Origin of the sequence: Rhizohabitans arisaemae (genome assembly GCF_025996515.1) — a bacterium.
GTDB classification, from domain to species: domain Bacteria; phylum Actinomycetota; class Actinomycetes; order Streptosporangiales; family Streptosporangiaceae; genus Rhizohabitans; species Rhizohabitans arisaemae.
This window is the reverse complement of sequence record NZ_BLRH01000060.1, coordinates 792,542-804,789: the sequence shown is the minus strand read 5'-3', so window position 1 is coordinate 804,789 and position 12,248 is coordinate 792,542. Positions and strand designations below refer to the sequence as shown.

General features: G+C 72.2%; 3 protein-coding genes. All 3 read left to right on the top strand.

The window, feature by feature from the left end; all coding sequences use genetic code 11:
- The first annotated feature begins 12 nt into the window (after nt 1-12).
- Entirely contained in the window at nt 13-3,432 is a 3,420-nt protein-coding gene (locus RUR_RS32190) for a DUF6603 domain-containing protein (RefSeq protein ID WP_283138993.1), read from the top strand.
- Nucleotides 3,429-6,611, top strand: coding sequence for a hypothetical protein (locus RUR_RS32185; RefSeq protein ID WP_283138992.1), 3,183 nt, complete (start codon nt 3,429-3,431; stop codon nt 6,609-6,611). The genes RUR_RS32190 and RUR_RS32185 overlap by 4 nt, the downstream gene beginning before the upstream one ends.
- A 425-nt stretch (nt 6,612-7,036) precedes the next feature.
- Nucleotides 7,037-12,223 (top strand): hypothetical protein, encoded by a 5,187-nt coding sequence (locus tag RUR_RS32175; protein ID WP_283138991.1) that lies wholly within the window; start codon nt 7,037-7,039, stop codon nt 12,221-12,223.
- The last annotated feature ends 25 nt before the right edge of the window (nt 12,224-12,248 follow it).

Here is a 12,248-nt window from a genome sequence, read left to right as displayed (position 1 = left end):
TGAGGAGATGCCGTGGCCGAGCAAGCCGGTTCCCTGGAGCGGCTCGCCCTGGAGTTCGCCCATGTGCTGCGCCGGATCGCCGGACGGCTCAGCGACGAGAAAGCCCTGGATACCTTTGAGGAGCTGGGTGTCCGCTTCCCCGACGAGTTCCTCACCGAACCGGCCATCAGGGCCGCCCGGACCACGATCATCACGGTCACCGCCGAGCTGGACACTTTGATCGTCCGGCTGGGCGACGCGATCGAGGGTGGGGACGCCGCGGCCATGGCCGCGGCCGGACTCGCCCTGCTCACCCAGTGCGGGCGGGTCGGCGCCGCCTTCCCCGAGCTGGCCGGGGCGATCCAGAGCCGGGGACCCACCCTGCCCGGGATCACCCCTGCGCAGATCGCCGAGCTGGTCGACGGGCTGCCCGGCAAACTGACGGACCTGCTCGTCGCCGACCTGCTGGAGCTCTCCTCCGCCGCAGCGGCGGTGCTGGCGGTCTTCGGCGTGCTGGAACGGACCTTCCAGCCGGGCACCTCCCCGAGCCGCCCGCCGCATGAGCGGCTCGCCGTCCACCTGGACCGGCTCCTCCCGGCGATCACCGACCCGGCCGGGCATCTACGGGAACTGTACGGCTGGGGTACGGCGGGCTTCGACGCGCTCCGCTTCCTCACCGTGCTGGAAGGGGCGCTCGGCCGGCTTGGGCTGCCGGTGCTGCTCATCCCACCCGGGCCGGGCACCCCGCCCAGGCTGCAGATGTTCGCCCTCGACCTCACCCCCACCCCGGACGGCACCGGGCTCGCGGTGGAGGTGGTGCTTCCCGGCTCGCTCGACACCGAGTTCGAGTTCCCGGTCTCACCGCCGACCTGGACCGCGCGGATCGCCGTACACGGCGCCCTCGCCGCGGCCACCCAGGGCTCCATCCGGCCGCCCTTCCACATCGAGCTGACCCCGCCCTCCGGGCGGCTCGACGCGACCTTCACCGTCGGGCTCCGGGCGGCGCCGGACAGCCCGTTCCTGGTGCTCGGCCAGGCCGGCGGGAGTCGTCTGGAGTTCGGCGCGTTCAGCCTGGACGCCGGGGTCGCCCTCGGGTTCGACACGGCCACCGGCCGGGCCGTCGGCGGGCCGGCGCTCAAGGGCGAGGTCACCGGGGGGCGGCTCGTCATCGACGTGGGCTCCGGAGACGGGTTCATCGCCACCGTGCTCGGGGGCGCCCGGATCGAGTCCGCGTTCGACGTGGGCTTCGCCTTCGACCCCGTCACCGGCCTGCGGTTCGACGGCAGCGGCGCGCTGGAGGTCTCCCTCCCGGTCCACATCGAGCTCGGCCCGGTCGAGGTTCAGGCGATCCACCTGCTGGCCAAGATCGCGGGGCGTACGGTGCCGCTGGAGTTGTCGGCCGGTCTGTCGATCTCCCTCGGGCCGATCAAGGGCAGTGTCGACCGGCTCGGCGTCCTGGTGGAGCTCGGGTTTCCCGAAGGGGGCGGCAACCTCGGCCCCGCCGACCTGGGCTTCGCGTTCAAGCCGCCGAACGGGGTGGGTCTCTCCATCGACGTCGGGATACTCACCGGCGGCGGTTACCTGAACATCGATCCGGAGCGGGGGGAGTACTCGGGGACGCTCGAACTGGAGCTCGCCGGCTTCTTGGCGATCAAGGCGCTCGGATTGATCACCACCCGGATGCCGGACGGCTCCAAGGGGTTCTCCCTGCTCCTCGTGCTGACCGCCGAGTTCGCCGGGGGCGGGCTGCAGCTCGGGTACGGCTTCCGCCTGCTCGCGGTGGGCGGGCTCGTCGGGCTCAACCGGACCATGCGGCTGGACGCGCTGGCCGAGGGGGTGCGCAGCGGGGCGATCGAGTCGGTCATGTTCCCCACCGACGTCGTGGCCAACGCGCCCCGCATCCTCAGCGACCTGCGCGCCTTCTTCCCCCCGCAGGAGGGCCGGTTCCTGATCGGCCCGATGCTCAAGATCGGCTGGGGTACCCCCACGCTGATCAGCGTCTCGGTCGGCGTGATCATCGAGATCCCCGGCAGCATCGCGATCGTGGGCGTGCTCAAGGTCGCGCTCCCGGTGGAGGAAGCCCCGATCATCGTCCTCCAGGTGAACTTCCTCGGCGCCGTCGAGCCCGACAAGCAGCGGCTCTGGTTCTTCGCCTCGCTGTTTGAGTCCCGGGTGCTGACCATCACGATCGACGGGGAGATGGGGATCCTCATCGCCTGGGGCGACAACCCCAACCTGGTGCTCACCGTAGGCGGCTTCCACCCGTCGTACACCCCGCCGCCGCTGCCCTTCCCGGCCCCGCGCAGAGTCTCCTTCGACCTGCTCAACAGCGGCATCGGCCGGATCACCGTCTCCGGCTACTTCGCGGTGACCAGCAACACCGCGCAGTTCGGCGCACGGGCCGAGATGTACTTCGGATTCAGCGCGATCAGCCTCAAGGGCCACATCGCGTTCGACGCGCTGTTCCGGTTCTCCCCGTTCTCCTTCCTCATCCAGATCTCCGCCTCGGTCTCCCTGCGCGTGTTCGGCGTCGGCGTCTTCAGCATCAGGCTCGCCTTCAGCCTGGAGGGGCCCACCCCGTGGCGGGCCCGCGGCAGGGGTTCCATCTCGTTCTTCTTCTTCGACGTCTCCGCCGACTTCGACATCACCTGGGGAGAGGAGCGCGACACCGCCCTGCCCGCGGTGGACGTGCTGCCCATCCTCGCCGCGGAGTTCGCCAAACTCGAAGGCTGGCGGACCTTCACCCCCGGCGGCGCGGGCGCGCTGGTCAGCCTGCGGCAGCTCCCCGACAGCGAGGACGACCTGATCCTGCACCCCCTGGGAACCCTCTTCGTCCGGCAGCGCGCGGTCCCGCTCGACCTGCGGCTGGACAAGATCGGCTCACAGCGTCCGCGGGACGTGGGCCAGGTGAGCGTGACGGTCGCCGGCAGCGGGCTGATCAAACGGGCGGACGTGGACGAGCAGTTCGCGCTCGCCCAGTTCCAGGAGATGGACGACGCGGCCAAGCTCTCCCGGCGGCCGTACGAGCCCCAGCACGGGGGTGTGGAGCTGGCGGCGGACGGCGGTGCGATCGCCTCCAGCCGGGCCCTGCGGCGCAGCGCCCGCTACGAGCAGATCATCGTCGACACCGTGCCGAGCCCGGCGCCCGAGCGGTTCGTCAACTATCCGGCGGGGTTGTTCACCCACCTGCTGAACGGCAACAGCGTCAGCCGCTCGGTACTCGCCAAGAGCCAGGCCGACCGGCGTCAGCCGTTCCAGGACACGATCCGGATGTCCGGAGAACGGTTCTCGGTCGCCTCCGTCCGCGACAACATCGCCCTGGGCGAGTCGTTCGGCAGCGAGACGGCCGCCCGCGACGACCTCGCCGCCCGCGTCGCCGCCAACCCGCGGCTCGCCGGAACCCTGCACGTCATCCCCAGCGTGGAACAGAGAGTCGTGGTGAGTCCGGAATGAGCGCCTACTCGTTTCTGCCCTGGCTTCGACGTGGCATCGCCACCCGGATCACCGCCGACCCCGGCACCTCGGCCAGAGCCGGGGTGTCCGTCACACTCCGGCTCACCGGCACCCCTGTCTCCGGCGGTGCCCCGCTCACCCGCGATGTGACGCAGACGGTCCAGCTCTACGGCCCCGGCGACGTCGTGGGCGTCGACCCCAGGGCGGTCGTCCGTATCGAGCCCCGGCATCAGATCACCGACTTCGAGCCCGACTACCTCGCGCACATCGAGTTCTACGACGAGGACTTCCCGTGGCGGTACAGCCCGGCCCCGCCCGATGCGACCACCAAGCGGCTCCGCCCCTGGCTGGCCTTGATCGTCCTCCGCGAGGACGAGTTCACCGACGGCTCCGCGCCGGATCGCCCGCTTCCTTTCGTCACCCTCACCGACCTGGCCCTGCTTCCCCCGGCCGATCAGCTCGGGGCCTGGGCCCACGTCCACGTCAACCGGTCCGTCACCGGCGGTGACACCGAGGCTCCGGACGTCGCCGCCGCGCTCACCAGGCTCCAGGCGGTGCTCACCGAGAACCCCGACCTCGCCTCGTCCCGGATCGTCTGCCCGCGCCGCCTCGAATCCGACACCGTCTACCACGCGTTCCTTGTGCCCGCGTTCGAAACCGGGCGGCTCGCCGGGCTCGGACTCGACCCGGCCCGCTCACCCGGCGCGCTGCACGGGAGCTGGGTTCCCTACCAGAACCGGCCGGAGTCGCTCCGGCTCTGCCACTACCACCGCTGGCGGTTCCGGACCGGGGGCGCGGGCGACTTCGAGTCGCTGGTACGGCTGCTCAAGCCGCGGACCCTGGGCGCCCGGGTGGGCAACCGGGACATCGACGTACTTCGGCCCGGGGCCAATCTGCCCGCGATCGACGACCACGAGCTGGGCGGAGTGCTCCGGCTCGGCGGCGCGCTCAAGGTCCCCGACACCGCGCTCAGCCCGGAGGAACTCGCCGAGGCGCAGAAGTACGAGAATTGGGACCAGCCCTATCCCCACCCGTTCCAGCGGGCGCTCGCCGCGTTGATCAACCTCGCCGACGACTACGCGACGGAGACGGCTCTCACCGCCAACCAGGGTTTCCACGCGCTCGTCGCCGCGGAGCCGGGCGCGGACGTGCCGCCCGGCGGGGACCCCGATCCGCTGATCACCCCGCCGCTGTACGGCCGCTGGCACGCGCTCACCTCGCGGCTCCTGCTCGACCGGCAGGGCGCCCCCGTGGAGAACGACGACAACTGGGTCCACGAACTCAACCTCGACCCGCGCTTCCGGGTCGCCGCCGGGCTCGGCACCAAGGTGGTCCAGGCGCGGCAGGAGGAGTTCATGGCCGCCGCCTGGGCCCAGCTCGGCGAGGTACTGGAGGCGAACCGGCGGATCCGGGCCGCCCAGCTCTCCCGCGAGGTGGCCTTCGTCCTGCACTCGGCGCACCTGAGGCCGCTCGCCGAGGTCGCCCCCGGCCGGGCCCTCGCCGTCACCGCCCTCGCCCACTCCCGGCTGAACGACAGCGAGCTCACCGTGTCGTCCCGGGTGGCCGAGAGCACCGTGGCCGGCGCCCCGCTCTCCGCCGCGATGCGCCGTACCACTCGTCCCGGATCCCGGCTCATCCGCGGCCTCCCGTTCGGCGAGGAACCCCCGGAGCTGCTGCTGAGCAAGATGAACGCCGGACAGGTCCAGGCCGCCCCGCCCAAGACGGCCCCACCCGGCGTGGTCACCGTGGAGCGGCTGGACCGGGAGCTCAACCCGCCCCCACCGCCCCCGCCGCGCCTGCAGCGGCTGGTCCGGCGGTTCGCCGGGCCGTCCTCCACCGCGGACACCCCCACGGATCCGGTGGACCTGCTGCCGAAGAGCCCGGACTTCGTCGTCTCCCTCCCGGGCGAAGGGGTGACCCCGACCGCCGGCGCCCACGACAGCCCCGAGGCGATCCGGTTCAAGAACGGGCTTCGCGAGATCTACCGCGGCCTGCGGGAGGCGGCCGAGGCGGGGGCGGTCCCCGCCCGTACCGCGCTCAACCTCACCGAACTCGGCGAGCTGACCGACACCGGGCTCGACCCGGATCTGACCATCCCCCGCCGGGTGGCCGGCGGCATCTTCCTCCCCTCCCGGTTCCGGCCGTCCCCGGGGCTCGGGCTGCTCGCGGGCGGGTCCGAGCCGCTCACCGAGGTGATGGCCTACCCGGTGTTCGACGTGCCGATGTACCGGCCGCTGCTCGACCTGTCCGCCGAGTTCTTCCTGCCGAACATCAACCTCGTCCCGCAGAACAGCATCACCCTGGTCGAGACCAACCAGCGGTTCATCGAGTCCTACCTGGTCGGCCTCAACCACGAGATGGCGCGGGAACTGCTCTGGCGGGAGTACCCGACCGACCAGCGCGGCACGCCGTTCCGGCAGTTCTGGGATGTGAGCACGGTGCTGCCGAGGCCGGGGGAGCATCCCGCGCTGCGCCGGGAGCGGCTCCGCGACATCCCGCCGCTGGACCGCTGGGAACCCGACTCGGCGCTCGGCGACCACGACCACCGCGAGGCCGGGGGAGCCCCCGAGGACGAGCTGGTGCTGGTCATCCGGGGCGAGCTGCTGAAGCGGTATCCCACCGCGGTGATCTACGCGCATCGCGCCGCCTGGCGGATGACCGGAAACGTGATCGATCCGACCAAACCCCGGTTCCTGGCGCCGCTCACCCCCGCTGAGGAGGCCGATCCGCCGCCGACCAAGGTGCTGATGCCGCTGTACGAGGCCAAGGCCGACCCCGACATCACCTTCCTCGGCTTCGACCTCACCGAGGAGGAGGCCCGCGGCGGCACCGGCCAGAACCCGGCCGACGACCCCGGCTGGTTCTTCGTGATCAAGGAGCGGCCCGGCGAACCCCGCTTCGGCCTCGACGCGGCGAGCTCCGGCCCACTCCAGGTGTGGAACGACCTGGCCTGGCCGGACGTGCTGCCCGCCGGGGCGAGTCACATCACACTCGACCCGGGCACCACCCCCCGCACCCTCACCGACCCGGGGGTCGGCCATATCAAGAAAGAACAGTACGACGAGGACAGGAAGCTCACCTGGCACAAGGACATCAGCGCCTCCGACGTCGCCTACATCCTCTACCAGGCGCCCGTGCTCATCGCCGTCCACGCCAGGGAGATGCTCAGCCATGAGTGAGTTCGGGGAGCGGTGTACGGCGGCTCGCCGGGAAACCGGCTTCCGCTGCCAGGCACCTCGCTCCACACCCGGTCACCCCCGGCGAAAACCCGCGTATGCCGGGACCGGAACAGCCGCGGTACGGACGACTCGGCGCACCTCCACGCGGTGGCCGGGGTTGCCCGGTGAGCGGGCCGTGGTCGGATCGCCGCGGTTCGGGATTGCGGCCTGGCCGTGCCCGGGGATGTCTCGGTCGTCGGGTTCGACGACTCACCGCTGGTCGCCTTCGTCGACCCCCGCTCACCACGGTCCGCAAGCGGAACCGGTTCCGGCCGCCGGAGGCGGTGCCGGGTCCGTGGACACGCGGGCTCGACGCTCATGGATACAGCGTGCCGGGAACCGGGTTTCCTCAGTCGTCGCCGTCCACGCCAGGGAGATGCTCAGTCATGGGTGAGTTTGAGGAGAGGCGTACGGCGGTCCGCCGGGCTGTGGACGTCGCGGCCCGGGCCAAGGAGGAGGCGGCGCTGGCCGCCGAGCGTGTCGCCCGGGTCACCGCGGTGCGGGACAGGTACATGCGGTTCGCCGAAGGGGACGGTGCCCGTGACTTCGAGGGCGACCTCGACGTCGAGCTGCGCCGGGCACAGGACGACGCCCGGGCCACGGCGGAGCGTTCCGCCCGGCTCACGGCCGAGGAGTCCGACGCGCTCACCGCCTTCACCGCCCTGGCCGACCCCAGGCAGGAGGCGGAGCAGATGAGCGACGCCTTCCCGGTGCTGCTCGGCCCGGTCCGGGTGGAGACCCGCTTCACCGCGACCGAACTGCTCATCCGGATCTTCCCCGACGACTGGGCCGTCGACGCCCACGAACCCCGGCCGTCGGAGTCCGAGCTCGGCGCCGTCAACCGCTATCGGCGCGTCTGCCATCGGGCCGACCCGATCACCCGGCTCGCCGCCTGGCGCGACCTGACCGACCGGATCGGCCCCGGCCGGGCCGCCTGGCTCCTCGCCGAACAGGGCACCCGCGACCTCGCCGACCCCGAAACCACCCCGCCCGGCGAGGTCGAGCCCGCACCCGCCTCCTGGACCCGGGCGGCCAGGGCGAAGCTGCTGCCGGACCGGTTCGTCGTCGTCGGATTCGCCGGCGGCGCACAGGTCGTCTCCCAGGTGGGCGCGGCCGTCCCGGACAACCTCGTGGTCAGCCCGGACCCGTCCGCCGCCGACCAGCTCCGCCCGGTCGACGGCGGACTGCACATCCCCCAGGATCTGCGCTGGCTGACCGACTTCACCCGCGCGGTCGAGGTCGGCATGGGCTTTCGGGTCCCGCTCACCGAGCAGATCCGCGGCGGTCTGGACCGGCTGCTCGTCCTCGGACTCCGCCTCAAATCGGATCCGCAGGAAGCCAAGGCCGAGCTGGAGACGCACCTTTCCCACCTGCTGCGCAGCCCCGCCGGGCTGAGTCTGATCCCGCAGGGCACCCCCACCAACAACACCGAGCAGGCTTCGGCGGGGACCGATCCCGGTCAGGAGAGCGAGGCGCTCTTCCTCCGTCGGCTCGCCCCCGCGGACTCCGCGGGGGCCGTCGGCGACTGGACCGCGACGACCGACGGGCAGCGGTTCGCCGAACTCCTCGGCATCGATCCCGCCGTGCTCGACGACGTCCCCGGCGCGGACGGCACCGACCAACGGGAGGCGAGGGCCGCCGCCGTCGCGTTGTGGCCGGCCACCTGGGGCAACCATCTCAAGACGCCGGCGCATCCGGCGCTCTCCCCGGAGACGGTCGAGAAGACCAGGGAGTTCTTCACCGGCCAGGTGAGCGGACGCGGCCCGGTACCGGCGGTGCGGATCGGGCGTCAGCCGTACGGGATCCTCCCGACTACCGCGTTCTCCCGGCTCGTCTACCCGGAGACGGCGACCCATCGGCGGGGGTTGCAGACCCTGCTGGCCGCGGCGGCGGCCGACTGGGCCGAGCTCGCCGAGGACGTCCCGCACCTGGGCGCGGAGGGGGACGGACACCGGCTGCTCCTCGGCATCCTCGGTCTCCACCCGACCTCGGCGGAATTCCACCACCGGTACGCGCAGAGCGTCGAGGACCTTTTCAACCGGTACAACCTCAACGGGAGCGGAGGCCGGGTCCTCACCGCGCTCACCCGGTTGGAGATGCCGGCCAAGATCCGTTCTGTGCTCACCCGGCTCGGCTATCCCGCGGCCGGACCCGACCCCGCGCTCAGCCGGAGACTCTTCACCGGGGTGCAGTATCCGCTGCATGGGCCGCTCGTGGACGACCTGCCGCTCTCGGAGAGCACCCCGATCCGGGCGTACACCGCAGACGGGAAGAACTATCTCGCCTGGCTCGCCGAGTACGGGCGGACCGCGCTGGACACCGTGCGCAACGAGACCGGTTTCGCCGACGACCGGCCCCCTGCGGCCCTGCTCTACCTGCTGCTGCGACACGCCGTACTCCTCGGCTGGGCGGACACCGCCCGGCTGCTCGCCGCGGCGGCCGGTGGGCTTACCCCGGCCGAGCTGGCGCTCAGCTACGCCGATCCGCTCTTCATCCACGTGAGCGAGCGCACCGAGATCAGCGAGAGCGGGTACCGCCGGCTCTACTCGCCCGACCCGGCCGTGACCGGCGCCCCCGACCGGATCGTGGCCGACTTCATCCCCGGCGTCCTCGGGACGCACCCGGCCACCCGCGGGCTCGCCGACCAGCTCACCGCGATCGAGCTGCTGCGCGACGTCCCCACCGCCAGGCTGGAGCGGGTCCTCGTCGAGCACCTGGACTGCTGCGCCTACCGGCTCGACGCCTGGCGGCTCGGACTGGCGAACGAACGGCTGGCCGAACTCCGGTACACCGGGCAGGCCGCACCGGTCCGCGGGCTGTACCTCGGCATGTACGGCTGGCTGGAGGACGTCCGGCCGCGTACCGTCCAGCCGACCCCGGTCACCCTCACCGGTGAACTCGCCCAGATCTTCACCCCGCCCGGCGCCGGCCCGCTCGTGCACGACCCGGCGGGCGGCGGGCACATCCACGCGCTCTCGCTCAACCACGCGGCCACCGCGGCGATCCTGCGTGCCGGATACCTCGCCGACGCCTCCTCGGCCAACCCGGGCACGCTCTCGGTCAACCTCAGCTCCGAACGGGTCCGGATCGCGCTCTCCTTCCTGGAGGGAATCCGCGGCGGGCAGCCGCTCGGCGCGCTCCTCGGGTACCAGTTCGAGCGGGGCCTGCACGACCGGCACGACCTCGCCGAGGTGGACGTGTTCATCTCCGCGCTGCGGCGTGAGTTCCCCCTGGTGTCGGGGAAGCTGGGCACCCAGCCGCCCCCGCCGGGCACCCCGATCGAGTCGATCGAGGCCCGCAACGTCGTGGACGGGCTCGCCCTGGTTCAAGAGGTGACCAGGTCGGGAGAGACCGAGTATCCGTTCGGCCGGTCGGGGCTGCCCCCCGCGGACGGCACCCAGAAGCTCGCGATCAACGCGGAGGTGGCACGGCTCCTCGACATCGAGGACGCCCTCGCCGACCTCGCCCTCGCCGAGAGCGTCCACCAGGCGGCGCTCGGCAACTCCGAACGGGCCGCCGCCACCCTGGACGCCTACGCCAAGGCGGGGTTCCCGCCCGACCCCGCGGTGGTGGAGACCCCACGGAGCGGGGTGTCCCTCACCCACCGGCTCAGCCTCCACCTCAGGCACGACGCCGACCCGGGCCACGGGTTCCGCTCCCCGCGGGGGAAAGGCGAACCGGCCGTCGACGACTGGCTGGACGATCTGCTCCCCTCCGACCACGACGTCGCCGTCCGGGTCACCTGGACCGACCCGGTCAGCGGGGCGCCGCGGAGCGAGACCGTCACCCAGGACGACCTCGACCTGGGCTCCGTCGATCTGCTCGCGCTGGTCCGGCCGACCGACGAGACGGCGATGACCGACCTCGACGACCGGATCGTCGGCGAGGTGGTCACCCGGCGAAATCCCCGGCCGGACGCCGTACTCGCCATCGAGCACACCCGCCGGGTCGACGGCAGGATCACGTTCTTCGAGCTCTCGCCGCTGATCGCGGCGGCGCGCACCCTGCTCTCCACCTCCAGGGCCCTGCGGCCGAGCGACCTGTCCCGTCCCGCGAGCGGCGAACTCGTCCAGCCCGGGCTCGACGACGCGGTGAGCCTCGACCGGGATCGGCCGGTCGAGGTCCGCAGGGAGCTCCGCGACCTCCGGGACGAGCTCGCCGATTACATCGCCGACCTCGCGCCCCTCGTCGCCGACCCGGCCGGCCGCCGCGCCCAGCTGCTGGCCGGGGTGGACGTCTTTCTGACCCGGCTGGCCAAACTCCTCACCACCTGTGGAAACTTCGGCCTGGTCCGCAGCGGCTGGGGGGAGCTGACCGCGTGGCGGCGGACCGGATACCTTGACGTGCTCGCCGCCGTGGACGAGGCCGCGGACCGGATGGCCGCCTCGCTCGCCGCCGCCGAAGCGATCCTGGAGGTCTACGACGACCTGCCGTCCGCCACCCCGGCGGCCGAACGCTTCCGCCTCCTCCAGCAGGCCGAACGCCTCCTGACCACGACCCCCACCAGCCCGCGCCCGAACAGCCCGTCCCAGTTGCGCACCATCGTGCGAAACCGGCGCAACGCCTTCGACAACCGGCTGGACCGGCTGCGGGACATCGCCTCAAGCTCCCGCACCACGATCAGCGGGCTCCTGGCGGATGTACGCGAACTCCTGCCCATAGGCGCGTTCGACGCCGTCGGGCTGGACCTCGCCCCGCACGAGGACAGGGTGATCGCCTTCTGCGCGGATCTGCTCGGCCGGGCGCGAGCCGTACACGCCGAGATCCTCACCAGGCTCGCCGCCGCCGACGCGGCGATCACCGCTTACGACGCGGCCGGCACCGGGCCGGAGCGGGTGGCCGCCGCCACCGAGGCGCTCAAGGCCATGCTCGGCGCGGACGCCCTGGTCTTCCCCTCCTGCAGTCCACCGGGCCCGGTGATCACGGAGTGGCGCAAGGCGCTTCAGGAGACCGAGTCCGGGCGGCCCACCCGGCATCTGAGCCGGGACTTCCCCGTGGACGACTGGCTGCACGGAGTGGCGAGGGTACGGGACAAGGCGCGGCTCTGGGAGCGGATCACCCTGCTCGCCGCCGCGTTCGGCCGGGACGAGCCCGAGCTCACCCCCGTACAGTTCCCCTTCACCCGGGACTACCCCTGGCTTGGTCTGGAACTGCCCGAAGGGCACACCGTCGACGACGACCGGTTGCTGTACACCGCGCACTACACCGAGCAGATCAGCAGCGGTCATCCGGTGTGCGGGGTGCTGCTCGACGAGTGGACCGAGGTGATCCCGGCGGCCGAGGAGACGACCGGGATCGCGTTCCACTACGACCGGCCGGGATCGGAACCGCCGCAGGCGTTCTTGCTGGTCGTCCCACCTCGCCGGACCGGGAAATGGGCGTGGGAGGACTTGGTGGCCGCGCTCGGGGAGACCCTCGACCTGGCCAAAGCACGGGCCGTGGAGCCCACTCAGCTGGACGACTCGGCGTACGGGCAGCTGCTCCCCGCCACCGTGCTGACCGCCACCAGGCAGCCCATCACGATCTCCACCGACCTGGTCCGGAACAACCTCGCCGAGGACGACGATGGGTGAGCCGTCCACGACGGCCCTGTGCCGA

Coding starts and splice junctions, on each gene's coding strand:
- RUR_RS32175 (WP_283138991.1), top strand. CDS start 7,037: ATGGGTGAGTTTGAGGAGAGGCGTACGGCGGTCCGCCGGGCTGTGGAC.
- RUR_RS32185 (WP_283138992.1), top strand. CDS start 3,429: ATGAGCGCCTACTCGTTTCTGCCCTGGCTTCGACGTGGCATCGCCACC.